The sequence below is a fragment of the Arthrobacter sp. 135MFCol5.1 genome (assembly GCF_000374865.1).
In the GTDB taxonomy this organism is placed as follows: domain Bacteria; phylum Actinomycetota; class Actinomycetes; order Actinomycetales; family Micrococcaceae; genus Arthrobacter.
On sequence record NZ_KB895454.1, the window covers coordinates 376,409 to 401,017 of the forward strand.

General features: G+C 63.7%; 25 protein-coding genes. 9 read left to right on the forward strand and 16 right to left on the reverse strand.

From position 1 onward, the window contains the following. Positions 1–10 precede the first annotated feature (10 nt). From C563_RS0107955 to C563_RS0107980, 6 genes are all read left to right on the forward strand, one after another. The gene (locus tag C563_RS0107955) at positions 11–1,336 is read left to right on the forward strand and encodes an ABC transporter substrate-binding protein (protein ID WP_018761515.1); all 1,326 of its coding nucleotides are present in this window, start codon (positions 11–13) and stop codon (positions 1,334–1,336) included. After that, entirely contained in the window at positions 1,333–2,283 is a 951-nt protein-coding gene (locus C563_RS0107960; protein WP_018761516.1) for a carbohydrate ABC transporter permease, read from the forward strand. Before C563_RS0107955 ends, C563_RS0107960 begins: the two co-directional genes overlap by 4 nt. Beyond that, positions 2,280–3,191, forward strand: coding sequence for a carbohydrate ABC transporter permease (locus C563_RS0107965; RefSeq protein ID WP_018761517.1), 912 nt, complete (start codon positions 2,280–2,282; stop codon positions 3,189–3,191). Before C563_RS0107960 ends, C563_RS0107965 begins: the two co-directional genes overlap by 4 nt. Positions 3,192–3,237: 46 nt before the next feature. Next, positions 3,238–4,527, forward strand: coding sequence for a glucarate dehydratase family protein (locus C563_RS0107970; protein WP_018761518.1), 1,290 nt, complete (start codon positions 3,238–3,240; stop codon positions 4,525–4,527). Further along, on the forward strand, positions 4,521–5,705 hold the full coding sequence (locus tag C563_RS0107975) for a hypothetical protein (RefSeq protein WP_018761519.1): 1,185 nt from the start codon (positions 4,521–4,523) through the stop codon (positions 5,703–5,705). Before C563_RS0107970 ends, C563_RS0107975 begins: the two co-directional genes overlap by 7 nt. A 292-nt stretch (positions 5,706–5,997) precedes the next feature. Next, positions 5,998–6,555, forward strand: coding sequence for a hypothetical protein (locus tag C563_RS0107980; protein ID WP_018761520.1), 558 nt, complete (start codon positions 5,998–6,000; stop codon positions 6,553–6,555). A gap of 22 nt (positions 6,556–6,577) precedes the next feature. Here the strand turns inward: C563_RS0107980 and C563_RS0107985 are convergent, their stop codons facing one another. The 5 genes from C563_RS0107985 to C563_RS0108005 all read right to left on the reverse strand — a co-directional run bounded on the left by C563_RS0107985 (position 6,578) and on the right by C563_RS0108005 (position 10,246). Continuing rightward, positions 6,578–7,009: a hypothetical protein gene (locus tag C563_RS0107985; protein WP_155845124.1), complete on the reverse strand. Its 432-nt coding sequence runs from the start codon at positions 7,007–7,009 to the stop codon at positions 6,578–6,580. 196 nt (positions 7,010–7,205) lie between these two features. Further along, on the reverse strand, positions 7,206–7,628 hold the full coding sequence (locus C563_RS0107990; protein ID WP_018761522.1) for a hypothetical protein: 423 nt from the start codon (positions 7,626–7,628) through the stop codon (positions 7,206–7,208). A gap of 28 nt (positions 7,629–7,656) precedes the next feature. After that, positions 7,657–8,949 carry an ABC transporter permease gene (locus C563_RS0107995; RefSeq protein ID WP_231369859.1) on the reverse strand — a complete coding sequence of 431 codons (1,293 nt, stop codon included), beginning with the start codon at positions 8,947–8,949 and terminating at the stop codon, positions 7,657–7,659. After that, positions 8,897–9,829 carry an ABC transporter ATP-binding protein gene (locus C563_RS0108000; protein ID WP_026264513.1) on the reverse strand — a complete coding sequence of 311 codons (933 nt, stop codon included), beginning with the start codon at positions 9,827–9,829 and terminating at the stop codon, positions 8,897–8,899. The genes C563_RS0107995 and C563_RS0108000 overlap by 53 nt, the downstream gene beginning before the upstream one ends. A gap of 198 nt (positions 9,830–10,027) precedes the next feature. Further along, positions 10,028–10,246 carry a hypothetical protein gene (locus tag C563_RS0108005; RefSeq protein WP_442852926.1) on the reverse strand — a complete coding sequence of 73 codons (219 nt, stop codon included), beginning with the start codon at positions 10,244–10,246 and terminating at the stop codon, positions 10,028–10,030. A gap of 456 nt (positions 10,247–10,702) precedes the next feature. Here C563_RS0108005 and C563_RS0108010 point away from each other — a divergent pair, with 456 nt between their 5' ends. Then, positions 10,703–11,344, forward strand: a complete 642-nt coding sequence (locus C563_RS0108010; RefSeq protein ID WP_018761526.1) for a hypothetical protein — start codon at positions 10,703–10,705, stop codon at positions 11,342–11,344. Continuing rightward, positions 11,344–11,505, forward strand: coding sequence for a hypothetical protein (locus C563_RS22545; protein WP_018761527.1), 162 nt, complete (start codon positions 11,344–11,346; stop codon positions 11,503–11,505). Before C563_RS0108010 ends, C563_RS22545 begins: the two co-directional genes overlap by 1 nt. An 84-nt stretch (positions 11,506–11,589) precedes the next feature. Here the strand turns inward: C563_RS22545 and C563_RS0108020 are convergent, their stop codons facing one another. Next, the gene (locus C563_RS0108020) at positions 11,590–11,925 is read right to left on the reverse strand and encodes a hypothetical protein (RefSeq protein ID WP_133247071.1); all 336 of its coding nucleotides are present in this window, start codon (positions 11,923–11,925) and stop codon (positions 11,590–11,592) included. A 411-nt stretch (positions 11,926–12,336) separates the two neighbouring features. Here C563_RS0108020 and C563_RS0108025 point away from each other — a divergent pair, with 411 nt between their 5' ends. Beyond that, positions 12,337–12,810 carry a DUF3995 domain-containing protein gene (locus tag C563_RS0108025; RefSeq protein WP_018761529.1) on the forward strand — a complete coding sequence of 158 codons (474 nt, stop codon included), beginning with the start codon at positions 12,337–12,339 and terminating at the stop codon, positions 12,808–12,810. A 183-nt stretch (positions 12,811–12,993) separates the two neighbouring features. Here the strand turns inward: C563_RS0108025 and C563_RS0108030 are convergent, their stop codons facing one another. The 10 genes from C563_RS0108030 to C563_RS0108080 all read right to left on the reverse strand — a co-directional run bounded on the left by C563_RS0108030 (position 12,994) and on the right by C563_RS0108080 (position 24,597). Further along, a complete protein-coding gene (locus C563_RS0108030; protein ID WP_018761530.1) occupies positions 12,994–13,797 on the reverse strand; it encodes a hypothetical protein in 804 nt (267 codons plus the stop codon). 952 nt (positions 13,798–14,749) lie between these two features. Next, the gene (gene nrdF / locus C563_RS0108040; RefSeq protein ID WP_018761532.1) at positions 14,750–15,724 is read right to left on the reverse strand and encodes a class 1b ribonucleoside-diphosphate reductase subunit beta; all 975 of its coding nucleotides are present in this window, start codon (positions 15,722–15,724) and stop codon (positions 14,750–14,752) included. Next, positions 15,721–16,512: an NUMOD3 domain-containing DNA-binding protein gene (locus tag C563_RS0108045; RefSeq protein ID WP_018761533.1), complete on the reverse strand. Its 792-nt coding sequence runs from the start codon at positions 16,510–16,512 to the stop codon at positions 15,721–15,723. Before C563_RS0108045 ends, nrdF begins: the two co-directional genes overlap by 4 nt. Positions 16,513–16,544: 32 nt before the next feature. Then, on the reverse strand, positions 16,545–18,665 hold the full coding sequence (gene nrdE / locus C563_RS0108050; RefSeq protein WP_018761534.1) for a class 1b ribonucleoside-diphosphate reductase subunit alpha: 2,121 nt from the start codon (positions 18,663–18,665) through the stop codon (positions 16,545–16,547). Positions 18,666–18,685: 20 nt separating this feature from the next. Next, on the reverse strand, positions 18,686–19,156 hold the full coding sequence (gene nrdI, locus C563_RS0108055) for a class Ib ribonucleoside-diphosphate reductase assembly flavoprotein NrdI (RefSeq protein ID WP_026264518.1): 471 nt from the start codon (positions 19,154–19,156) through the stop codon (positions 18,686–18,688). Between the two features lie 84 nt (positions 19,157–19,240). After that, positions 19,241–19,486 (reverse strand): glutaredoxin-like protein NrdH, encoded by a 246-nt coding sequence (nrdH, locus tag C563_RS0108060; protein WP_013601222.1) that lies wholly within the window; start codon positions 19,484–19,486, stop codon positions 19,241–19,243. Between the two features lie 377 nt (positions 19,487–19,863). Further along, entirely contained in the window at positions 19,864–21,102 is a 1,239-nt protein-coding gene (locus C563_RS0108065; RefSeq protein WP_018761536.1) for an SAM-dependent methyltransferase, read from the reverse strand. Next, positions 21,102–22,475 carry a class I SAM-dependent methyltransferase gene (locus C563_RS0108070; RefSeq protein WP_018761537.1) on the reverse strand — a complete coding sequence of 458 codons (1,374 nt, stop codon included), beginning with the start codon at positions 22,473–22,475 and terminating at the stop codon, positions 21,102–21,104. The genes C563_RS0108065 and C563_RS0108070 overlap by 1 nt, the downstream gene beginning before the upstream one ends. Further along, positions 22,472–23,203 carry a DUF1365 domain-containing protein gene (locus C563_RS0108075; RefSeq protein WP_018761538.1) on the reverse strand — a complete coding sequence of 244 codons (732 nt, stop codon included), beginning with the start codon at positions 23,201–23,203 and terminating at the stop codon, positions 22,472–22,474. Before C563_RS0108075 ends, C563_RS0108070 begins: the two co-directional genes overlap by 4 nt. Continuing rightward, a complete protein-coding gene (locus C563_RS0108080; protein WP_018761539.1) occupies positions 23,200–24,597 on the reverse strand; it encodes an NAD(P)/FAD-dependent oxidoreductase in 1,398 nt (465 codons plus the stop codon). The genes C563_RS0108075 and C563_RS0108080 overlap by 4 nt, the downstream gene beginning before the upstream one ends. Positions 24,598–24,609: the final 12 nt, after the last annotated feature.

Consider the following 24,609-nt stretch of genomic DNA (forward strand, 5'->3'; position numbering starts at 1 on the left):
GAGAATCAGAGTGGATTCGAAATTCAAGTCCCGCTCCCGGGCGGCGCTGGCGCTGTCCATCGCTTCGGCTGCCTTGCTGACCGGTTGCGGCAGCGGATCCTCGGCACCGGCGGCGAAGGATGATGGACAACCCATCGAGGTGTGGGCGCGAGCCGGAACCGATGCCGCCACCACTTACTCCGCACTGTTCAAGGAGTTCACCGCCAAGACGGGTGTGCAGGTCAACTTCCAGGGTGTCCCGGACCTGGACCAGCAGCTTCAGACCAGGGCGGCGTCCAAGAAACTGCCCGACATCGTCATCAACGACTCAGCTGCCCTGGGCAACTACACATCCCAGGGCTACCTGCAGAAAATTGACAAGTCCTCCGTCGCAGGACATGACATGATCCCGGACACCCTGTGGAAGGAAACACAAGGCCTGGACGGCTCCACCTACGGCGTACCGTTTTCCCGCCAGACCATGGTGACGATGATCCGCAAAGACTGGCGTGAAAAGCTGGGCCTGCCCATCCCCAAGACGCAGGAGGACCTGGCAAAGCTCGCAACCGCTTTCGCCACGCAGGACCCCGACGGCAACGGCCAGGCCGACACCTATGGCATGACTGTTCCCGGCTCCACAGAGCGCGGCTACTTCGGCTGGTGGGCCTCCTCCTACCTCTGGCAGGACGGCGGGGCCTACCTTAAGGACGACGGCAACGGCAAGTACTCGGCCTCCGCCTCCGGCGCCCAAGCGGGCGTCACGTGGATCAAGCAGCAGTTCTGCACCCCGGGCAACACCCAGCCGGGCGCCCTCACCGCGGCCACGAGCGCCGCGACCCCATTCTTCCAGACCGGCAAAACAGGCATCATCCTGACCGGCCCCTACAACTTCTCCTCGTTCGATGCCTCGCTCGGCAAGGACAAGTACGAGGTCATCGAGACCCCGAAGGGCAGCAAGGACAACACCGTCCTGGCAGAAGGCGAGAACATCTACGTCACTGCCACCAATGGCAAGAAGGACCAGACCAAGCAGGTCATCGACTACCTCGTCTCGGCAGAGGGGCAGAAGGCGGGCATGACCGCCGGCAAGCAGCCGATCGTCCGGGTTCCCGTGAATTCGGGCGTCGATGCCGCCGCCGTCTACAACGATCCGCGCTGGGCCGTGGTCCAGGATGCGTTGAAGAACTCTTCGAAGGCCTTCCCGTCCGCCATCAACTTCGTCCCGATCAAGCAGGCCGCCGCGGAAGCACTGAACAAGATCGCCTCCGACTGCGCTGCAGACAACGTGTCGTCCGGCCTCAAGGACCTTGACACCGCCATCAACAACGAACTGACAAGCCAGAACGCGAAGTCATGACCACAGCCCCAACCAAACCAGCACGGTCGCTGACCGGAGCTCCGGACACGGGGCAGGTGCCGGTGCGCAGGAAGCGCAGCAACGGCAAGCAACTCCTGGCCATCTGGCTCTTCCTGGTGCCGGCGGCCGTGCTGGGCCTCTATTTCAAGTTCATCCCCATGGTCGAGGGCATCCGGCTGAGCTTCTTCAAGGTCCAGCCGTTCCTGGGGGACGTGTTTGTCGGCATGGACAACTACATCAGCGTCCTGACGGACGCCCGGTTCATGGAAGCCCTGGGCCACACGGTGGTACTCGGCGTAACCCAGACGCTGGGCGCCCTCGTGGTCGGGTTCGCGTTGGCCCTCCTCCTTGAAGGCCAGGCCCGGTCCCTGTGGATCCTGCGCACCACCATCTTCCTGCCTGTTGTGACGGCCCTGGCCGTCGTAGGCGAGATCTGGCGGATCCTGTACTTTCCCACCGCTGACGGACCGCTGAACAATATCCTGGGCTGGCTGGGACTCGGTCCGCTGCAGTTCCTCAACGGTACGGACACGGCACTGTGGTCCATCGCCGTCGTCGGCATCTGGAGCGGCGCACCCTACAACATGGTGATCATCCTCGCCGGCCTCACCGGCGTGGACCGTTCCCTCTACGAATCGGCGGGGGTGGACGGAGCCAGCGTCTGGCAGCGTCTGCGCTATATCACTCTGCCGGCCCTGCGCCCATCGCTGGTGATTGTCCTGACCCTGGCCGCCATCCGGAGCCTTCGAAGTTTCACCGAGGTCTACGTACTCACCGGCGGCGGTCCCGCCGGGTCCACCGAAGTCTGGATGACGCGCATGTACTCTCTCGGATTCCAACGCAATGACATCGGGGTCGCGTCTGCGGCCGCCGTCCTACTGCTGGTGGTCACCCTGCTGCTCACGGTGGGGACACAGCTTGTTGGCAAAAGGAAGGCCGTACGATGACCCATACCGTTTCCCGCCCCAAGGCGCGCCCAGCCAAGCCTTCCGCCGGCGCGCGATTCGACACCGCATTGGGCTGGTCTCCCCGGCTGGGGCCGAACATGGTCCTCCGCGTCCTGCTCTGCGTGCTGGTCTTCTGCATCTTTGCGCTGCCCTTCGTGGCCATCATTTCCGGTGCCTTTGACCGGAATTCCAGCCCCACGGACATATCGCTGCTGCCCAAGAGCTTCACGCTGCGGAACTTTGAGGCGGCCACGCAACAAGGGCTGTGGGGTTACCTGCTGAACTCCCTGGTGGTGGCCGGCGGCGGACTCCTGCTGCAGATGACAGTTTCGGTGTTCGCCGCCTACAGCCTCAGCCGGAGGAAGTTCCGCGGACAGGCGCTGGTGCTGCTCCTGGTCCTGATGACCATGATGCTGCCGGAAGAGATCATCGGCATCCCGCTGTCCCTGGTCCTTGGAGATTTGCCGCTGCTGGGGATCAGCCTGCGCGGTTCCGTCCTGGCCGTCATCCTCCCGGTGGGCATCTGGGGTTTCTCCATCTTCATCATGAGCGAATTCATGAAGGAGATCCCGGGCGAGATCGAGGAAGCCGCCCGGCTGGACGGAGTGGGCGAATTCCGGATGCTGTTCACCATCATCCTGCCGCTCTGCAAACCCGCCCTCGGCGTCATCGGAATCTTCGGCTTCATGATGGTCTGGGACCAGTACCTGCTGCCCCTCATCGCCGCCAATGACCCCAGCGACTACACCCTGACCGTCGCGCTCTCGGTGCTGCGCAATGACACCACGGTGGGCCCCGGCGTACTGCTGGCGGGCGCCCTGATGGCCATGATTCCCAGCCTCCTGGTGTACCTCTTCCTGCAACGCTCCATGATCCGCGGCATCACTTCGGGCGCCACCAAGGGGTAGGGCATACCCTTCGCTCCCCCGCCGCCCATTCCACGAAAGAAACCTTATGAAAACCAGCACCACCATCCACGCAGCGTCCACACCCGTAGCGGCGGACCTCATCATCACGGATATCACCATCACGCCCATTGCGTTCTCAGACCCTCCGCTGCTGAACGCCGTCGGAGTGCACGAACCCTTGGTCCACCGGGTGGTCATTGAGGTCCGGACAGCCAACGGCCTGCTGGGGCTGGGCGAATGCGCCGGCGGCCGCAGCCGGCTGGACAACCTTGCTGTGGGGGCCAACGCCATCAAAGGCGTGAATGTATTCGAGACCACCCGGATGGAACAGCTGATCAACCAGGCCCTCGACCCCGCCCTGTCCGCGTTCGAACGGGCAGCCGTCTTCTCCGCCTTCGAGGTTGCCGCGCTGGACATCCAGGGACACGCCACGGGCCGGACTGTCAGTGAACTGCTGGGCGGCACCGTCCGCAACGAAGTTCCCTTCAGCGCCTACCTCTTCTACAAGTGGAAGGAGCATCCGGCCATGGACGGCAAACCTGCCATCGGCGACGAGTGGGGTGAGGCGCTGGACCCCGCGGGCATCGTCAGGCAGGCACAAAAGATGATTGCCGATTACGGGTTCAAGTCCATCAAACTCAAGGGCGGAGTCTTCCCGCCGGCGGAGGAAATCGAAGCCATCAGGGCCCTTCGCGAGGCGTTTCCGGACATGCCGCTGCGGCTCGACCCCAACACCGCATGGACAGTGGAGACGTCCCGGTGGGTTGCCCGGGAAACCGAGGGTTTGCTGGAGTACCTGGAGGACCCGACGCCGGGCCTTGAGGGAATGGGGCAGGTGGCCGCCGTAGCCACCATGCCCCTGGCCACCAACATGTGCGTCGTTGCGTTCGAGCACATCAAGCGGAGCGTCGAACTGGACTCAGTCCAGGTCATCCTCGGCGACCACCACTACTGGGGCGGCCTGCGCCACACCCGGGAGCTCGGAGCCATCTGTGAGACGTTCGGAATAGGATTGTCCATGCACTCCAACTCCCACCTGGGCATCAGCCTCGCCGCCATGGTGCACGTGGCCGCGGCCACCCCGGCCCTGACCTACGCCTGTGACACCCACTATCCCTGGAACGGGCACAACGATGTGGTCAAGCCCGGCGCCCTGCGCTTCGAGGACGGCAGCGTCCGGGTTCCCACAGGCACGGGATTGGGCGTGGAACTGGACCGGGACAAACTGGCCGAACTGCACCAGCAGTACCTGGACGCCCGGATGACGGCCCGCGATGACACCGGATACATGCAGCGCTTCGTTCCCGACTTCACGGCGGACCTCCCCCGGTGGTAGGCACGCAGGCGCCGCGGGCCACCGGCTACCTCTATCCCTGGGACGTGCTGGGTGACCCCGGAGCCGTTCACTGGATCAAGGCCAGCGGCGTGGATCGCGTGGCGCTTGCGGCGGCTTACCATTCGGTGCGGGCCGGCACGCCAAGGCACCCCGGCCGCCGCGTGGTGGACGCCCAATCCGCGGCACTCTATGTTCCCGCCGCGGATGCGTTCGCAGCCAACCCCATCGTCCCGGGCAGTGCGAGCGAATGGACGGGCACGGACAACGCGTTCGGTGAGGCCGCTTCGGTACTCCGTGCCGCCAACATCCCGGTGGACGCATGGACGGTCCTGACCCACTCAAGCGCAGCCGGGGGCAACAACCCCGGCATGTGCGTGCGCAACGCCTTCGGCGAGGTCTACAGCTATGCTCTGTGCCCCTCGCACCCGGAGGTCCGCGGTTACGCCGCCGGCATCGTGGCCCAGGTCCTGGCCCACGGGCAGCCCGACGGCCTCATCCTGGAAGCTGTGGGGCCGCTGGGATTCAGCCACCAGAACAGGCACGAAAAGACGGAGGGCGCGGAGTACTCACCATGGGTGCAGGCTCTGCTGTCGCTGTGTTTCTGCGAGGCATGCAAGGCTTCCCATGAGGCTCGCGGCCTGCCGGCTGACGTGGAGCAGGACCGGGTGCGGGCAGCAGTCATGGAATCAGAGGATCCCGGGCTCACCGCAGCCACAGCGGCCGGGGCGCAGGACTTCCTTCCGCTGCTGGAGGTCAGGTGGGACGCCGCCGCAGCGCTTCTTGATCAGTGCCTGACGGCCGTTGCAGCCTCCGGCTCCAATCCCCAAATCTCCTTGCACGCGTCCCCGGATCCCTGGAACACGGGACCGTTCCTGCCGGTGGAGGCGCTGCGCAGGAGCCGGCTGTGGAGGCAGCGTGGTGACGTGACCGCCGTCGTGCCTTGCTGGGGCAACCCGGACGACGGTGCGCTGACGGTCCAAGCCATGTCAGCCAACGGTGTGCGCACCGGCGCGTACGTCCTGGCGCTGCCGCCAAAGGCGCCCGACGGCGGCGGGCTGGCCGGCGAGTGGGGCGCACTTCATGCGGCCGGCGCCGACGAACTGCACGTGTATCATCTGGGACTTGCCTCGACCAGGCGGCTTTCGGCAATTTCTGCGGCACTCGCCGGGCTGCGCTGAGGGCTTGGTCCGGGCGGGCACCGGCGCGCTGCCGCCCTGATCGCCGGCGCCCCGGTCCGAATCTTGAGCCAAATTTGCGGGGATCATGGGCGGCCGTTGGGGTTCCAGTCCTACCGTTGAAAACAAGATCCTGCCGGCGAGGGCAGGATCTTGGCACCAGGGACAGGACCGGCGGCCGGAGCATCCACGAGACCATGGGTGCCGCCCCCCAAACGCCGCCGGTCCAGCCCCACCTTGTCCGCCGGTTTTGGTTGCGTTCACCGGTGGCCGCGCCCACCATGGAAGCGTGCGAATGACAGGCTTCCGGCGCCGGCTGGCTATGAGCCTCTGCTTTCTGGTGCCGGCGGCCGGAACGGCCGGGTGTTCCTACGACTACCCGGATCCGGCGCACAGCCCCGGCGCCGAAACTGACGGCACGGCCACAGCCGTGACGGCGCAATCCGTCGCAAGCCCCGACCCCCAGGTCCTTGAGCGCGAGGTGCGGAACTATCGGGATTTGGACGGACTCCTCAAGGCTGTCCCGGGGGACGCCCTGCTCTTTCAAGAAGGGCCCTTGGACGGGCCCGCCAGCGGTTTTGGCACCACTGAACAGGTCATCACGGCTGGAGAATACACCGTCACGGCTGCCTGCATCGGCGCCCCAAACGCTACGATCTACATCCGCCAGGAGAATCCCAAAGTCACACTCTGGCCTGTCGAAGTCACCGTTGACTGCCCGGGATCCACGTCACAGGTCATCACACTGCAACAGGGCTATGTTTCGGCGCACCTTTCCCTGCCTGCACACGGTGACACACCCTGGACGGGGGCGGTGGCTGGAGTGCGGGTAACCGGCTGGCGTGTGTCATAGAGGCAGCGCCTGGCCCCCGGTTTCACCTGGCCGGTTCTTCGACGTCGATTTCCACCGTCTTCTCCCCGCACACCAGCCGCAGCACCGCCTCACCCGCGTCGAGCCTGCACTCCCGGTCCCTTACCCGCGGCCACCCGGACAGCTCCGGGGCGCTGCGGGCCCATTTGTAGCGGAAGCTGCCGTTCTCCGTGTAAATGTCCACCACGTCTCCGTCGAATCCGTCCTGGGTTACGAGCACCGACCGTCCGTCCGCGGCTTCCAGCCTGACCGTATCCCCGATCCCCGTGGCCTCTAGGAGGGCGAATGCGGCAACCACCCCAAAACAGGTCGCAGCCGCTGCGGCCCCTCCTACGGTGGCCCATCCGGCGAGCCGTCGCACCGCTCTCCTGCGAATACGGCCGATCAGCACCGGAAGAAGGAGCAGCAGGCCTGCGGCGCCGATGGGAACCGCCACGACGAGAAGCCAAGCGGCCAGGGAGTTCAAGGGGGCGCCGGCAAACAACAGTTGGTGCTCGCGCCTGGCGGCCCAATATGCATCGTCAAGTATGCAGAAACCCGTTACCGACAGGGCTGCACCGATGAGAAGGATGACACCCCAGCTTGAGCGGCTCCTCAATGCCTCACTTCCCGGGCGGCGGGCCGGCCCGCGGTCATCTGACGGCCACATCCCGCCAGACGGCCAGTCGACCCAGGGCAGCGGCGAAACCAACGGTTGCCCACAGGCCGAGGGCACCGACGGACCAACCGAAGCCGAGCACGGATCCCAGGGCCCAGAAGCCCAGTGTCGGCACGATGAAGAACGCGGCAACATGGATCCACTGGTTGCGGATGGGTCGGAGCAGGCGGCCAAGGATCCATGCCAGCGGGACTCCCGTCACCAGCGCGATGCCATACCCGTACATCAGGACCATCAGGGCAAGGTCGAGCAGGAACCCCTGCGAGGTGGCGGCCAGCACGATATACAGGCCGACGAGCCACAATGTCGTGGTGATGGCCCAGCCCTTGAAGAGCGCCCGGCCTGTCAGGATCACGCCGCTCCTGATCAGGACGTCGCCGGCGGCACCGGGTGTCATGGCACCTTTCCCCGAGCCAGGACCAGGGTCATTTGGCGGCCAGCTCGTTGCGACGGAACGTTCCGGCAATGGAGAGTTTGCGGCCGTATTCAATGGATCCGTACCTGAACAGATGGACGGCCAGTCGAAGGATCAGGGTCCCGACGACGAAGAGTTCGACGACGACGATGGTCGCTTCAACAGGGTTGAGGGTTCCGAACCCGTTGCGAAGCAAGGCGGTGACGGGAGCGGTCAGCGGGAAGTAGGTGAAGATCTGGACGATCAGTGCACCCGGATTGGAGATGATCAGGCTGAATGTGTAGAAGGGGATGAACATCATCGCCACGAGGGGACCGAAGACGGTTCCGGCTTCCTTGGCGGTTGGCATGATCGCCCCGATGGCTACGAGGACCCCGGTGAAGACCGTGAACCCGCCCAGCGTGAGCAGCGCACCAGTGATCATGGGGCCGGGTTCGAAGACCAAGGAGGACAAGTCAACCTCCGGCAAGGCCAGGCGGTCCCGGAAGAACAGGTAAGCCAGTCCCACTGGCGCCAGGAACACCAGGATCTGGACCAGCCCGACGGCGAACAGCGAGATGATCTTGCCGGTAATGAGTGTGGTTGGGTTCAGCGTGGTCAGGATCATCTCGGTGACACGGTTTTCTTTCTCCTCCAGGGTGGAGTTCAGCATCTGGTTCGAAAGAAGGATCATCGAAATGTAGAAGACGACCAGGAACAACAAAGGCGGGATGATTCCGCCGACGCCTGGCGCGACGCTGCCGTCCTTGAACGTTTGCGAGTCAAACTTAACGGCTCCAGTCAGGGCAGCGGTCAGCTCGGGTGAGCCCACCTGGTTCTGGGCTGAGACCGCCAGAAGCTCTTTGGCCACTGCTTGGTATTTATCATTCTCGAACATGCCTTTGTCAGCCCCGTAAACCTTCACCGATTCCTTCGCAGGGTCGGCCGGGTAGGCGAAGTAAGCCTCCGAGGTGCCGTCTTTTACAGCTGCGATGGCAGCCGCCGGGTCGCCGGCTACCGTCCCGCCGGCCAGTTTCGCAGCAGCTGGCACGATGATTCCGGACGCGTCGGTGTAGGTGAACGCGAACCTTGCGCTCTTCTGTGCGGCCGCGGTGTCCTTGGTGCTGGCGTTGGACGCGTACACCAGCGCGAAGATGAGCACGAGGATGACCGGGAGCGCCAGGGTGGCGATCACGAATCCGCGCTTCTTGATGGTCCGGAAGAACTCGAAGGAGATGACGGTGCCGAGGTTGTGCTGTCCCATTGCCATCTCAGCCTTCCGCCAGTTCATGCTGTTCGCCGTAAACCTGGATGAAGATTTCATCCAGGGAAATCCTTGCCGGGGTAAAGGACCGGATCCCGGCGCCGGCGTCCACGAGCGCGAGGAGAACGGATTCCTCCGTTGCCCCGGGCCGCGGCGAGAGTTCAGCCCGGCCGTTCTCCTGCGATACGACGTCGAACAGGGCCGACGCAGGCAGCGGACCGTCGTGGGTGACCCGGTAGACGGTGCCGCCGAATTCTTCCTGTACCTCTTCCACTGTCCCGTAGGCGCGGGAGACGCCGTCCTTGAGCAGGATGACACGGTCGCAGAGCCGTTCGACTTCCTCCATTTGGTGGGTGACCATGATGACGGTCGCCCCGGCCCGCTTGTGCTCTTCGATGATGTCCATCAGCAGCCGCCGGTTGACCGGATCGAAGCCCTTGGTGGGCTCGTCCAGGATCAGCAGTCCCGGGTTGTTCATGATGGTTACCCCGAGCTGGACTTTCTGCTGCTGGCCGCTGGAGAGTTTGTCGAGCCGGGTCTTGGCTTTGCCCGCCAGTCCGACCCGTTCCAGGTAGTCCTCGGACCAGGACCGGGCCGTGGCCTTTGACAATCCTTTGAGCCGGCCGAAGTACACCATCACGTCCAGGACGTGTTCCTTTTTGTACAGGCCGCGCTCCTCGGGCAGGTATCCGAGGCTGGCCCCGTCCCTGGGCTCGAAGACCTTCCCGCCGATGTGCAACGTCCCTGCCGTGGGCCGGTAAATACCCAGGAGCGCCCGCAGCGTGGTGGTCTTCCCGGAACCGTTGCTGCCAAGGAACCCGAAGGTCTCTCCGGCGTGGACATCAAAGGACAGGTCCCGGATGACCGTGGTGTCCCCGAAGTCCATCCTGAAGTCTTGAATGTGTACCAGCGGCTCCTGCGCCGTTTCCCCCATTGTCATGATCCCAGCGTATCGTTTGGCGAACCCGGCCTCCTCCCCCGCGTTTCACGTCAAGGGCCAGGCTCTTTTGTCGATGTCGCCATTCAGAGACAATGGGTATTGCGCGAACAAAGATAAGCATGCTTATGATAGGTGCAGCCGACGGGAGACGGCTGTGAGGGGAATAAAGGGGGTGCGCTCGGTGAACGGGCGCACCCCTTATCCGCGTGCTTCCCGGCGGCGGACTCCTCGCCACGCCCGCTTCCCGGCCTGCAGCCGACGATAGCGCAGGGCTGCGCGGAGCCGCTCCACCAAATCGTCAAGCGATTCGCGCCATTCCGGTTCGTCGGCATCGTCCCATAATTCGGCGCGCTCGGAGTCCTGCCCCGGCACGCGCTGAACGGCCTCCAGGGCCATCTCTACATCATCGTCCGTGATCTCTGCGCCGTGGGCCGTGGGCCGTGGGCCGTGACCAAGTCAGCTACGTTCTCGGGCAGTCTTTGCCAACGCTACAAGTTTGCCATGTCTTGACCAGCTAACTATCAGCATGCTTATGATAGGGGTAACGGATGGGGATCCGGGTTGTGGAGGATCGAAAGGGTGCGCTCAGCGAACGGGGCGCACCCTTTTCGTGTTCTCACGGTCCGGAGTTGCGCGAAGACATCACGCGCCCCGGACCTGGAGTCGCGAACATCTGATATGGCTGCAGCACGGACGTAGCGGTCCCTTCGTACCGAAGCGCCGCCAGCCGACAGTCAAGACGCGAGGTCCTCGCGGTGGATCCGGCAAGACCGGCCGGTAGACTGGGCCGCGTAAGGACGGATTGGGGGATCCACGGCGGGCTCGCACTGCTGTTCCGCTGGTCAGTCGACGCCAGCACCCCAAGGAACCGCCTTGACCTTCTTCCAGGACCTGCCCGTACCCGAATTACCACCCCGGGGCCGTACCATCCGTTACGTACCGCCCGTATGGGCGGGCGCCCCGCGGCATGAGCTGCCCGCGGTGGTGGGGGTTGGCCGTTTCCTTCATATGTCGCCAACGTTCGTCATGGCTGTTGAAGCCGTCAAGGTGTATTCCACGGGTTGCCTTTTTGATCTGTCGTGGAAGTTGCGTCGGCATGACGAGAACGACGAAGAATGGGCTGAGCTCAACGCTTCCTTCTTCAGCCAGCCGCACGCCCGGTGGGCCAAGGCCAACATGCCTCTCGCGGCCCTTCTCTGCGGAGTGGAGTTTGCTGACGGCTCCAAAGCCTCCACCGGGGCGATGCTGAACAGACCCCACCCTGCACCCGACGCACCCCAGCCGGAGCCGCCGGTGGTTCTCTTTCAAGGCCAAGGCGGCAGCGGCGGGGACGACGAGATGGCGGCCAGCGGAACCCTCTGGCTGTGGCCCTTGCCGCCGGCGGGAGCCATGCGCCTGGTCACCCAATGGACCGACATGGGCATGCCCGAAACCTCCATTGACCTTGACGGAACCCAACTCCGCGATGCCGCGGCCGGCGCCCGGCAGTACTGGCCGGAAGGTGACGGAGAGTAATGGCACTCGACAGCTTGGTCCTGTCCGTCGTCTTCGTGGCAGTGTTCTTCTACATCCTCTACGGCATCATCCGCGCTGCCGTCCGTGACGGCATCCTCCAAGCCGACGAACGGCGACAGAAAGCCCGTCAAACGGTGGGCGGCGGCGGACATGAAATGTAGGCGCCACAGGCTAATAGAGGAACACCAGCCCACCCTGCATGCGCTTGTCCTAGTCTTCGTCGCAGGTTGGCGGTCCCGATCGAGTCACCACGGCAGATTCAGCAGGAGGACCACGCCGATGGCAACCCCCAGCACAGCAATCCCTGCGCCCACTATCCGGTAGACACCGCTGTCGGGAGCCGACCCCTTTGCATACAGCGAGGCATTGTTCTGAGCGACCTGCCCCAGCCATTGCGCCGATCCGCGGACGTCGGCAAGAAGGCAGGTTCCCAACAGTACAGCGGCGCCCGCCGCCACACCCCCCGCATAAACAAAGTAGGGCCGCCCCATTTGGCCAAGCAGGACCATGGCCGCGACGGAGAGAAAGAGTAACCCGCCAGATAACATCAACGGCCACGGCATCCCAAGTTTAGGTTTCATCAGATCCCCCAAGTTCGCAAAGCGAGTCGTCGTCCTGCCATGAGCATAGAGGCTGAAATGCTACCCATCCGTCCCGGACGGATGAGGGGATCCAGGGCGGCTCACGCCGTCGTTCCGCTGGTTGGTCGCCGCCCGTGGACCAAGGACGACCGTGGCTTTTTCCAGGACCTGCACGTCCCGGAGCCACCCCGCCGCGCCCGCAGGACGAGAGCGACGAAGAATGGTCCGGGCTTGGCGCCCCATTTTTCCCCCAGCGGCACGCATGGGCATGCCAGAATCGTCCACCACGTTGGTCGGTGCCCAGCTTCGAGACTCCGCTGTCGGCGCGCCGCAGTTCGTCTCGGCGCCCTCCAAGCCGACGCCGATCTTCAGCAATTAGCTACAGTGATCCAGGTGACGCTTGAGAGAAACATGTCCTTCAGCCGATCGTTGGCTTGGTTGGCATGCATAGCCGGTATCGTCCATGCCGGATTCAGCTTGTACTGGGCTCTGGGTGGGCGATGGCTTGTAGCCACGGTGGGCCAATGGGCGGTCCAGCTGTCCGTGGAGGCCCCGCTTGAGGCAGGGCTAGTGCTTGGCCTCGTTGGGATAGGAAAGTTGCTGGCAGCGACGATCCCCGTCGTCGTCGCCTATGACCGTATGCCCTGGCGAAGATTCTGGCGTGCGGTGAGCTGGGCCGGAGGCCTGCTCCTGGTCAGCTACGGGGGCGTGAACACCGTCGTCAGCAGTGCCGTCCTAGGAGGGTTGATCCATCCTTCAGGTGGCTATGACCTCAACGCGATGATTGGACACGCATGGTTGTGGGATCCCCTGTTCTTGCTTTGGGGTACAGCCCTGGTTATCTCGCTCTGGACCTCGCGAAGGAGCTCACCAGTGATTGCGTAAGTCCAATCAAGGTGGGCCGGAAGCTGGTGTGCCGGCTGCAGCACACGCCTCCCTCCGGGCTCCCCATGTCCAATTCCGACCCACTCGAAACGCGATAGGCAGACCATTATCCGGACGAAGAGCTCCGCCCATCAGCTGGCCCCCGACCACACGGGCGGACGGCACCACTTCCGCCGGAAGCGACTACGGGTTCGGAACAAGCTTGAAGGCATAACGGGTTTTGGTCCCGCTGCTCGGGACCATGCTGAATTCTGCTCCCCGAGTCCGGAGCTCAACAGGGGCCTTGAAGACGTTTCCGTTGCAAGGGATGCTCATCGGGCTCAAAACTTCCGCCCCTGTCCAACTGGCCACTGAAAACTCAACGTCGGCCGCTCCGTCGCAAAGGAACTGCACTTCGTAGCTGCCCGGTTCTGCCGATAATCCTTGGCTCGTGGGCGAGCTTGAGCTGGCGGCACCCGCCAACTGTCCAGGCAGTTTGGGTTGAAGCTGCCGAGCCACCCATTCCGACATGTCCTCAAACTCTGACGCGCGCGGATCAGTGTTGAGTTCAAGCATGACACCGGCGGCGGCAGGCTTGTCCACGGGCGAGACGGTACTGATGGTGATCGGGCCGCCGGCGTGCCGGACAAATCGCTCCAAGACAGAGTCACACGTGTAGGGCACCCCTATCGTTGGCTTCTCGCCTTGGACAATGGAGACTGTGACACCGTGAACACCAGCACATGCACTCTTGATCACGTAGTCCCCTGGCGCGAGGTCAACCGATAGTTTCCCTAATGGTTCCCCAACCGTCGGCATCCCTGGTTCATCCGAAGAAACCATGAGTGCGCGCGCAACTTCATCAACGTTTTCCTCAAAGGACAGCATTCGCGTGCCGCCGGCCTGGGCCTGGGAACTGACCGGCGCGCTCTCCGGGCCGGTGTACTCACATCCGGCCAGCGCGACGATGAGGACTGCGGATACCAAACAACCTGTTGCCATGCGCATATGCGTTGCTTCCCCCAAGCTCGCTTATGAATCGAGTCTAGCCCCGGCAGCGCCGTCCACCACGTACATGCAGGCCCGTCGCTGGACTGGGCCGGGCAAGGAGGGATTGGGGGATCGCTCGCTGCGACCGACCAGCGGAGCCGCCGGTGCGAGCCGCCCTGGATGCCCTGGATCGACCGTTATGTTTGAACCTGGCGATTCCGCTCCCGACTGCCAGCTCGTCCCCTAGTCTGGCAACGTCCCCATACGGTGAATGCACCTGCCCTAGCCCGGACCACCTCCGGGCCGGTCTTTCGGAAACCTCTCCGGGTGCTTGGGGTCCCGGCCCCGTTCCCGCCAGTATTCGTCACGCTGCCACAGTGAGAACCGGATAACGGCCGTTCCGTAGACGACGACAAACACGATCTCGACGGGCATAACTGCAAATCGCCAAGCATCAGGACGGTTCGGAATTAGATTCCAGACCCCGAAGGCGATCATGAAGGGCAGCGACCAGTACGCGACTCGGTTGATCCTGCGCCGGGCTTCCTCCTTAGAGGCAACCGGCTTACTACTCTGAGGCCCGGTCGGTGCTGCTGACATGCCTGCACTGAACCACCCGACTGGCCCCCGTGCAAGGTGCTTGAGCTGATCTTGCTTCGGAGACTACGAGAATGCAGGCTCAACGGATTCATGATCTTTCGCAGCGCGGCGGGGCTGGCGGCCATCCCCGGATCTGATTGCCATTTGCACCGGTTGCGGAAACATTTCAGTGTGAACTGCCGGTGGACGTACACCGGGCGCGGCGCCGATTACAAGCCAAGGTCAAAGTGGCCAAGCGACTGAAGCTGGCCAAGATAGTTGGCGCCGCGCCCCTGTTTGTCACAGCGCCAACCATCTTGTCAGTGGTGCCAACTAAGTCGTCAACTCATAACCAGCCGCAAACCGCCAACCAGCTTCTCTCACACCCGATTTAGAAGTCCCAGTCCTCATCTTCAGTATTGACAGCCTTGCCGATCACGTAGGACGAACCGGATCCGGAGAAGAAGTCGTGGTTCTCGTCCGCGTTCGGGGACAGCGCCGACAGGATGGCCGGGTTTACGTCGGTGACGGAGGCCGGGAACATGGCCTCGTAGCCGAGGTTCATCAGCGCCTTGTTGGCGTTGTAGTGCAGGAACTTCTTGACGTCCTCGGCCAGGCCCACGCCGTCGTAAAGGTCGTGGGTGTACTGCACCTCGTTCTCGTACAGCTCGAAGAGCAGCTCGAAGGTGTAGTCCTTGATCTCCTGGCGCTTCTCCTCGGAAACCTTCTCCAGGCCCTTCTGGAACTTGTAGCCGATGTAGTAGCCATGCACGGCTTCGTCGCGGATGATCAGGCGGATCAGGTCAGCCGTGTTGGTCAGCTTGGCCCGCGAAGACCAGTACATGGGCAGGTAGAAGCCCGAGTAGAACAGGAAGCTCTCCAGCAGCGTGGAGGCCACCTTCCGCTTCAGGGGATCGTCGCCCTGGTAGTAGTCCATGACGATCTGGGCCTTCTTCTGAAGGTTCTCGTTCTCGGTGGACCACCGGAAAGCCTCGTCAATCTCCTTGGTGGAGGCCAGGGTGGAGAAGATGGAGGAGTAGCTCTTGGCGTGCACGGACTCCATGAACGCGATGTTCGTGTACACGGCTTCCTCGTGCGGAGTCAGCGCGTCCGGGATCAGGGAGACAGCACCAACGGTGCCCTGGATGGTGTCCAGCAGGGTCAGGCCGGTGAACACGCGCATGGTGAGCTGCTGCTCGGCCGGCGTCAGCGTGTTCCAGGACTGGACGTCGTTGGACAGCGGCACCTTCTCCGGCAGCCAGAAGTTGTTCACCAGGCGGTTCCAGACGTCCACGTCCTTGTCGTCCTGGATGCGGTTCCAGTTGATGGCCTCGACGTGACTGAGAAGCTTCACTTTTTCGGTCATGACTCCGACTCGCTTTCTGAAGAGAGACTTGGTTTGGCTGAGTCCTCGACGCAATACTTGCAGTCGGCTTTCTCGATGCCTTTGTTGGTGTGATGTCTAGTGTGTGCGCTGCGCTGGCTGGAAGGCATTGGACGGCCCTTCCGAACCGCTGACATTTTCGCACGGGTTTCCTCGCTGGCCTTCTTCCCGAAGTTCGGATTCCCGGCGCCCTTCCTGGCTTCAGAAAGTGCCCTTCGGGCTTCTTCGCCGACAGTGCGTCCGAACCCTGGATGGTCCGGCCCGAACCTGCCGTAATTCGGGTTAGCGGTCCCGGAATTCGTACCTTTGCGGTCCTGTGACCACTTGCTGCGCTGCTCCACGCTGTGCTTTCCGCCATAGAAGGGGTTCGCTGCACCCGGCCGGCTCGACCCCTTACGCCCGGTACCACGTACACTGGCTGCCGCCCGCATCTCGTCCGTCCAGATGACGCCCATGGGACCAAGTCCGCCATCGGAAAGATTCAGCAGGCGATCACCCTCGCGGCGCAGGAAGCTGATCCACTCCATCTCGGCCCGGCCCAGATCCTGCAAGCCCTCGATCCAATCCAGTTCGTCCGCGATCAGGTCGGCGGGATCGTGCTTGCGGACCCAATCGTAGAACGGCGTTTTTCGGCCCTCCGCTGCTGCCCGGAGGTGTTGATGGAAACGACGACTGGCCGTCTTGGTGGTGATACCGACGTAGCGGTACTCGACCTCCCGCCGAAGCCGGATGCCGTAGACCAAGCCGCCCGCCGCCGTCGTCGTTTCCATCTCTCTCCTAAGCAGAACTCAACCGATTCTGGTTACAGCATGCAGGAAACGCAATTTTCCACCTCGGTCCCTTCCAGCGCGAGCTGGCGGAGACGGATGTAGTAGATCGTCTTGATGCCCTTCTTCCAGGCGTAGATCTGGGCCTTGTTGATGTCGCGCGTGGTGGCGGTGTCCTTGAAGAACAGCGTCAGGGACAGGCCTTGGTCCACGTGCTGGGTCGCGGCGGCGTAGGTGTCGATGACCTTTTCGTAGCCGATCTCGTACGCGTCCTGGTAGTACTCCAGGTTGTCGTTCGTCAGGTACGGCGCCGGGTAGTACACGCGGCCCAGCTTGCCTTCCTTGCGGATCTCGATCTTGGACGCCACCGGGTGGATGGAGGAGGTGGAGTTGTTGATGTAGGAGATCGAGCCGGTGGGCGGCACGGCCTGCAGGTTCTGGTTGTAGATGCCGTGCTCCATGACCGAAGCCTTCAGCTCGCGCCAGTCAGCCTGCGTGGGGATGTGCACGTTCTTGAAGAGCTCGCGGACCTTCTCGGTCTGCGGAACCCATTCCTGCTCCGTGTACTTATCGAAGAACTCCCCCGAGGCGTATTTGGACTTCTCGAAGCCGCCAAACGTCTGGCCGGTTTCGATGGCCAGCAGGTTGGAGGCGCGCACCGCGTGGTACACCACCGAGTAGAAGTAGATGTTGGTGAAGTCCAGGCCCTCTTCGGAGCCGTAGTGGACCCGCTCCCGCGCCAGGTAGCCGTGCAGGTTCATTTGGCCCAGGCCGATGGCGTGGCTCTGGTCGTTGCCCTTGGCGATGGACGGCACCGAGGTGATGTTGGACATGTCGGAGACGGCGGACAGCGAGCGGATCGCAGTCTCGATGGTGAGGCCGAAGTCCGGCGAGTCCATGGTCTTGGCGATGTTCAGCGAGCCCAGGTTGCAGGAGATGTCCTTGCCGGTGTCGGCGTAGGACAGGTCATCGTTGTACGTGGTGGGCTGGGAGACCTGGAGGATCTCCGAGCACAGGTTGGACATGATGATCTTGCCGTCGATCGGGTTGGCCCGGTTCACGGTGTCTTCGAACATGATGTACGGGTAGCCGGACTCGAACTGGATTTCGGCGAGGGTCTGGAAGAACTCGCGCGCCTTGATCTTGGTCTTCTTGATCCGGGAATCGTCCACCATCTCGTAGTACTTTTCGGTGACCGAGACGTCGGAGAACGGCATGCCGTAGACGCGTTCGACGTCGTACGGCGAGAACAGGTACATGTCCTCGTCCTTCTTGGCCAGCTCGAACGTGATGTCCGGGATGACGACGCCCAGGGAGAGGGTCTTGATTCGGATCTTCTCGTCCGCGTTCTCCCGCTTGGTGTCCAGGAAGCGGTAGATATCCGGGTGGTGGGCGTGCAGGTATACGGCACCGGCGCCCTGGCGGGCTCCGAGCTGGTTGGCGTAGGAGAAGCTGTCTTCGAGGAGCTTCATCACGGGGATGACGCCGGAGGACTGGTTCTCGATCTGCTTGATGGGCGCGCCCACCTCGCGGATGTTGGTCAGGGCGAAGGCCACGCCGCCGCCGCGCTTGGACAGCTGCAGCGCGGAGTTGATGGAGCGGCCGATCGACTCCATGTTGTCTTCGATGCGGAGCAGGAAGCAGGAGACCAGCTCGCCGCGCTGCTTCTTGCCGGCGTTCAGGAAGGTGGGGGTGGCCGGCTGGAAGCGGCCCTCGATGATCTCGTTCACCATCTGCAGGGCGAGCTGCTCGTTGCCGCGGGCCAGGTGCAGGGCAACCATGCACACACGGTCCTCGTAGCGCTCCAGGAAACGCTTGCCGTCAAAGGTCTTCAGCGTGTACGAGGTGTAGAACTTGAAGGCACCGAGGAAGGTTTCGAAGCGGAACTTCTTCTTGTAGGCACGGTTGAACAGTTCACGGATGAAGTTCATCGTGTACTGGTCCAGCGTTTCGCGCTCGTAGTACTGGTTCTTCACCAGGTAGTCGAGCTTCTCCTCCAGGTCATGGAAGAACACGGTGTTGTTGTTCACGTGCTGCAGGAAGTACTGGTGGGCGGCCTCGCGGTCCGCCTCAAACTGGATTTCGCCGCTGGGACCGTAGAGGTTCAGCATGGCGTTCAGCTCGTGGTAGCCCAGGCCCTTGTAGGCGGCCGGCATCTCGGGCTTCCCGGCCCTGGTTACTTCTGTGTCTGCGACAGTCGTGTCCAAAACGTGTCCAATCCTTGGTTGACCCGGGTGACGTCTTCCGGCGTTCCCATAAGTTCGAATCGATAAAGGTGGGGTACTTTGCACTTGGCGGCGATGATGTCACCGGCCATGCAGTAGTTGTCCCCGAAGTTCGTGTTGCCGGCACCAATCACGCCGCGGAGCAGTTGCCTGTTCTGCGGGTTGTTGAGGAACCGGATGACCTGCTTGGGAACGGACCCCTCTCCCCCGGTGCCACCGTAGGTAGGCACCACCAGCACGAACGGCCGGGTGGCGAGGAGGGGTGCGTCCTTCGCGTAGAGCGGGATCCGGGCCACCTCACGGCCTAGCTTCCTGACGAAGCGGCTGGTGTTCTCGGATGCGGAGGAAAAGTAGATGAGCTGGCTGCCGGTACTGACCGGCCCTGCATCAGCCTGTGCACCGGCCAATGCGGACGCCTCCATGCGCTGAGCCGCATGGTCACGCTGTGCTGTGGGTGCCACCATGGACGTCACCTCAGCTTGTTGCTGTCGGGAAAAGCGGAAACCTTAGGCTACGGAGGAAACGGCGGACAGTGCCAGTTCCTCGATCTTGTCCGGGCGGAAGCCTGACCAGTGATCCTGGTCGGTGACCACAACGGGAGCCTGCATGTAGCCCAGTGCCTTCAGGCGCTCCAGCGCCTCGGCGTCCTGGGAGATGTCGACGCTCTGGTAGGTGATGCCCTTTTTGTCGAGCGCACGGTAGGTGGCGTTGCACTGAACACACGCAGGCTTCGTGTAAACCGTTACGGTCATTGTCGCTGTCCCCTTAGTTGAAATCTCTTGCTGGTGCGGTGTCCCCGTCCAAGCCGTATGTAGATACTACATGTAGTGCAGGCGCCTCTTTTGGACCCCAAGATGATGTATTACAAGTATGTCATTTAATGCACCGTTAATCCACAGGCAGGGCCCCATAAAATGGCCGGGATCCCGGGATTTTTGGAAGTTCCGTCCACACCCTGTGGACTACTTAGCCACAATTAACGGCCAGCGTGTCGCGAAAACGACGGCGTGTCGCGGCGTTGTCCACAGGGCTTCCGGGCACGGAAAAGGGGTCCCGAAGTGACCTTCGGAACCCCTTGGGGTGACCAATCGCACCCACCGCCTGGTGCTGGTGGAAGCGGCGGGAGCCGCTACAGCGGGGCGGGCCTGCTGCAGAGGATCTGCTCTACGCCCATCCGGCCTTCGGCAAAGCTGCGGAGGGCCCCCACCAGGTACAGCCGCCAGACACGGACCACTTCCGGGCCCATCATTTCCCGGGCCCGGTCCAGGTTTTGCTCGAACGTCGCGTACCAGGCGTCAAGGGTGCGGACGTAGTGCCTGCGCATGCCCTCGACCCCCTCCACCTCAAACCCTGCGCCCTCGAGGAAGTTCAACGTCTCCCCCACCGGGCGCATGTGCATGTCCGGCGCGATGAATGATTCGATGAACGGACCGCCGCCGGGGTGGCGGCCGCGCCGGGACATCTGCTGTACCAGCACTTTCCCGCCCGGCGCCAGGTTATCGAACAAGGCCTGGGCGTAAACGGGATAGTTCTTCTGCCCCACATGTTCGCCCATCTCCAAGGAGGCAACGGCGTCGAATGGCCCGTCCGGGATCTCGCGGTAATCCTGTACCCGGATCTCCACCTGGTCCGCCAGGCCGTACTCGTTGATCCGCGCGTCGATGAATGCTTTCTGTTCCACGGAGAGAGTGACACCAACCACCTTGGCTCCATACTGCCGCGCGGCATGCAGGCTGAGGGAACCCCATCCACAGCCAACGTCCAGCAGGCGCATACCCGGTTCCAGCCCGATCTTGCGGCACACCAGGTCCAGCTTGTCGCGCTGGGCATCCTCGACGCCGTAGCCGGGACCGGGAGCTTCCGTCCAGTAACCGCTGGAGTAGGCCATCTGCGGGTCCAGGATCAGGCCGTAGAAGTCGTTGCTGAGATCGTAGTGGTGGCTGATCGCGGCGCGGTCACGGATCAGGCTGTGCAGCCGTCCCCGGACCTTGGCCTGCGTTGCCGGGGGCGCCGGCGGTGTCCCCAGGGCCCCGGCCGAGCGGGCGATCCTGCCGATGCCGGCGATGACTCCGGGCGTAAGGCGGATGCCGGACAACCGGCGCTGCCGGACCACTTCCCACAGCTGCTGCAGCGCCGAATTGAGGTCACCGTCAATGTCCAGTTCACCCGTGACGTAAGCCTGTGCGGCGCCAAGTTCGCCGGGGTTCCACAGCAACCGGCGGATGGCGTCCGGGCTGTTGAGCCGGACCACCGGGGCGTCCACCGGCCCCGCTTCCGAACCGTCCCAGGCCTTCAGGCGGACAGGCAGGTCCCCGCCCACCACGGGCCGCAGCACCTCTGCGATCGTTTCGGCAAGTGCAGCGGTCATCAGCGGCCTCCGTTGACGGCAGCGTTCTTCCTCCGGTCCAGCACAATTTGCTGGACGTTCAGGTAGCCCGAGGCAAAACCGGCCCTTGAATAGCAAAGGTAGAAGAGCCACATCCGCTGGAAGACGGCGTCGAAGCCGAGTTCAGCAACCTCGTCCTTCCGCGCCATGAACCGTTCCTCCCAGAGGCGCAGCGTCTCGGCGTAGTGTTCGCCGAAGGCAAGGCGTTCACGCACCTGCAGTCCGGTCCGCTTCTCTGTGACTTCCTCGATGGCCCGCACCGACGGAATCACGCCGCCCGGGAAGATGTATTTGTGCACCCAGGTGTATCCGGTCCGGGTGGCCAGGAGCCGGTCATGCGCGATGGTGATGGCCTGGATGGCCACCTTTCCGCCGGGGGCAAGGACACGCTCGATGGTTTGGAAGTACGTGGCCCAATATTCGTAACCGACGGCCTCGATCATCTCGACCGAAACGACGGCGTCGTATTCGCCCTCCACGGCACGGTAATCCTTCAGCTCAATGGTCACCTGGTCCGCGTAGCCTGCCTCCGCCACCCGTTTCCGGGCCAGCGCCTGCTGCTCGCTGGACAACGTGACCGAGTAGACGGTGGCGCCGCGGGCGGCTGCACGCAGCGCCAGTTCGCCCCACCCGGTGCCGATCTCAAGCACCCGGGTTCCGGGTCCGACGCCAGCCTTGTCCAGCAGTCGGTCGATCTTCGCCTGCTGGGCGGCGGCGAAGCCCTCCCACGGCATGTCCTTCACGGCGCTTCCCGATGCAGGGAAGAGCGCGCTGGAGTAGGACATGGTCTCGTCGAGGAACGTGGCGAACAGTTCGTTGGAGAGGTCGTAGTGACGGGAGATATTGGAGCGGGTGTTCTTCAGGGAGTTGCGTTCCGTCCGCGGCTGGCGCGGCAGGAAAATGGACCGCAGTTTCTGCAGCGGAGCCGGTATCAGGGTGCCCGCCCGCTCCGCGAAGACCTCCAGCACTGCTGTCAGGTTGTCCGCATCCCAGTCGCCGGCCATGTAGGACTCGCCCAGGCCGATCAAGCCCCCGTCGCCCAGCCGCAGGGCAAACTGCGCGGGCCGGTGGATGGTCATGACGGGTGCGCCCGAGCCGGCCGGGGCAGAACCCAGCACCTGGCCATCGGGATAGCGCACCTCGAGCGGAAGGCGCCGCACCGCGGCCTTGAAGATCCCGTCCGCAATCCGCGCTGCACCGTTCGCCTTGAAACCCGAAGGCACGGCGGCGATTCCCGGCCAGATGCCCGCATCGATGGACGCGGGTGGCCGCGGCACGGTGTACGGTGCGGCGGAACCGTGATGGTCCGCCGGCCGCTCAGCCGAGGCGGTGCCGTTATCGTCCGTCATTGTCATTGAACTGCCTCCTGTGGGGGGTGATGTGGTCTGGCGACGACGGGCAGGCGTCTTGCCCAGAGCTTAACGCCCTGAAGCCGGATAAGTGCGGATACCAGCATCGGCGCGGCAGGCACTGCAACGGCTGCCGCGAGGATGTTCCGGATGGTGGCCGGTTTACGCCTGCCGTCCATGGTTGCCACGAAGGGTCGGTGCCCTTCGCGTTCCAGGACGATTGACACCGCCAGCCGCTCTCCGGGGGCGGGAAGCTTCATCCGGTATTCGCCGTCAACGTCGTTAAAGGGTGAAACGTAGAAAGCCTTCGGCACTGACGCGCGTCCCGAGGGGTCTGTCCGGAGCAGGTAGCAGTGCCGTTCGCCGTAGGTGTTGTGGACCTCGGCCACCACGCACCGCAGCTCTCCGTTGGTGCCGTAGCACCAGAAAAGCGTCAGCGGGTTGAAGACGTAGCCAAAAACCCTGGCACTGGTCAGCATGTGGATGGGGCCGCCGTCGGGCTCGATTCCCTGCGTCCGCAGGTAACGCTCCACGTTGGCCCTGAAGCTGGCCCCGGGATCGCCCAGATGGTCTCCCGCGCGGAATTCCGCCAGTGGCCGGAGCAGGCGGGGCAGGCGTGGCAGGTCATCCACGTCCACGAACCAGCTGTAGCTGCGGTAGGTGAACGCGTTCTTCAGCGGGGTCTGCCGCACATGCGCGATGGCGGTGCGGTAGATGGCGGCACCCATGGTCACGCCGGTTCCGCGGCAAGCAGTTCCCGCTCCCCCTCGCCGGAGGAGTTTCCGCCGTCATCGGCCCTGGCCACCGGCCAGGTGCGGCCGAGCTGCTCCGCGGCACGGACCCCGGAGAGGGCGCCGTCTTCGTGGAAGCCCCAGCCAAGATAGGCCCCGGCATAGGCGATCCGGTCGTTGCTGAGAGCCTTGATGGCCTGCTGGGCCTGCAGGGACTCGGGGGTGTACTGCGGGTGCTCGTAGACCATCCTGTCCAGGACGGCGACGTCGGCAATCAGTTCGGACTCGCCAAGACTGACCAGGTACGGCCTGCCGTCGGCCGGTTCAAGCCGCTGCAGGCGCGTCAGGTCGTAGCTGACCAGGACTTTGTCCGGTCGGGCGTCGCAGCCGGGAAGCCGGTAGTTCCATGAAGCCCTGGCATTCTCCGCCGCGGGCAGGACTGCGGGGTCCCGGTGGAAGACGGTGTGGTTGACCGAGTACGGCATGCCGCCGAGCGCTTCCTTCTCCGCAGGCGTGGCGTCGGCCAGGAACCCCAGTGCCTGCGCCGGGTGGGTGGCGATGACGACGGCGTCGAAGGCTTCCAGCCCAGCGGCAGTTGCCAGTTCCACACCGTCAGGGGTCCGCCGAAGGGCAGTGACCGGGGTTTCCAACCGGACATCGGGAAGGGCCGCAGCCAGCTTTTCGACGTAGCGGGCGGAGCCGCCGGTAACGGTGCGCCACTGCGGTGAGCCTTTGATGCCCAGCATCCCGTGGTGGCCGAGGAACGTGAAGAGGTACCGCGCAGGGTAGGACAATGCGGTGGTGGGGTCGCAGGACCAGACGGCGCTCACTACCGGGGTCATGAAGTGCGAGATGAAGTAGGGGCTGAATTTTTCCCGCTCCAGGAAGGCGCCGAGCGTCAGGTCGGGAACGTCCACCCCGCCGCTGACGGCCGACGGCGGCGCGGTCCTGAGCAGTTCGCGCGCCTTCCGGTAGAAGCGGGTGACCTCCAGGAGCATCAGCAGGTAGCGGCCGCGCAGCAGGCTCGACGGTTTGGCGATGATGCCGCGTGCACCGTCCCGGGCGCCGGCATATTCGAGTCCGCAGCCGTCACAGCGGATGGACATGCTCATCTCCGAGTCCTGGGTTTCCACGCCCAGTTCAGCGAACAAGCGCAGCAGCGTGGGATAGGTCCGTTCATTGTGAACAATGAAACCCGTATCGACGCCGATGGCGCTGCCGTCCGGCTGGGGCATGTCGTGGGTGTGGGCATGGCCGCCCAGGCGTGAATCTGCCTCGAACAAGGTGACGTTGTCCTGCCGGTTCAGCACGTAGGCGGCCGTAAGTCCGGCCACGCCGCTGCCGATGACGGCGATGCGCCGCCGCCCGCCTGCATCTACTGCTGGATTAGGTGACAATTCGTGCTCCTC

Coding starts and splice junctions, on each gene's coding strand:
- C563_RS0107960 (WP_018761516.1), top strand. CDS start 1,333: ATGACCACAGCCCCAACCAAACCAGCACGGTCGCTGACCGGAGCTCCG.
- C563_RS0107965 (WP_018761517.1), top strand. CDS start 2,280: ATGACCCATACCGTTTCCCGCCCCAAGGCGCGCCCAGCCAAGCCTTCC.
- C563_RS0107970 (WP_018761518.1), top strand. CDS start 3,238: ATGAAAACCAGCACCACCATCCACGCAGCGTCCACACCCGTAGCGGCG.
- C563_RS0107980 (WP_018761520.1), top strand. CDS start 5,998: ATGACAGGCTTCCGGCGCCGGCTGGCTATGAGCCTCTGCTTTCTGGTG.
- C563_RS0107990 (WP_018761522.1), bottom strand. CDS start 7,628: ATGACACCCGGTGCCGCCGGCGACGTCCTGATCAGGAGCGGCGTGATC.
- C563_RS0107995 (WP_231369859.1), bottom strand. CDS start 8,949: ATGAAATCTTCATCCAGGTTTACGGCGAACAGCATGAACTGGCGGAAG.
- C563_RS0108000 (WP_026264513.1), bottom strand. CDS start 9,829: ATGACAATGGGGGAAACGGCGCAGGAGCCGCTGGTACACATTCAAGAC.
- C563_RS22545 (WP_018761527.1), top strand. CDS start 11,344: ATGGCACTCGACAGCTTGGTCCTGTCCGTCGTCTTCGTGGCAGTGTTC.
- C563_RS0108020 (WP_133247071.1), bottom strand. CDS start 11,925: ATGAAACCTAAACTTGGGATGCCGTGGCCGTTGATGTTATCTGGCGGG.
- C563_RS0108025 (WP_018761529.1), top strand. CDS start 12,337: ATGTCCTTCAGCCGATCGTTGGCTTGGTTGGCATGCATAGCCGGTATC.
- C563_RS0108030 (WP_018761530.1), bottom strand. CDS start 13,797: ATGCGCATGGCAACAGGTTGTTTGGTATCCGCAGTCCTCATCGTCGCG.
- nrdF (WP_018761532.1), bottom strand. CDS start 15,724: ATGACCGAAAAAGTGAAGCTTCTCAGTCACGTCGAGGCCATCAACTGG.
- C563_RS0108045 (WP_018761533.1), bottom strand. CDS start 16,512: ATGGAAACGACGACGGCGGCGGGCGGCTTGGTCTACGGCATCCGGCTT.
- nrdE (WP_018761534.1), bottom strand. CDS start 18,665: ATGCCGGCCGCCTACAAGGGCCTGGGCTACCACGAGCTGAACGCCATG.
- nrdI (WP_026264518.1), bottom strand. CDS start 19,156: ATGGAGGCGTCCGCATTGGCCGGTGCACAGGCTGATGCAGGGCCGGTC.
- nrdH (WP_013601222.1), bottom strand. CDS start 19,486: ATGACCGTAACGGTTTACACGAAGCCTGCGTGTGTTCAGTGCAACGCC.
- C563_RS0108065 (WP_018761536.1), bottom strand. CDS start 21,102: ATGACCGCTGCACTTGCCGAAACGATCGCAGAGGTGCTGCGGCCCGTG.
- C563_RS0108070 (WP_018761537.1), bottom strand. CDS start 22,475: ATGACAATGACGGACGATAACGGCACCGCCTCGGCTGAGCGGCCGGCG.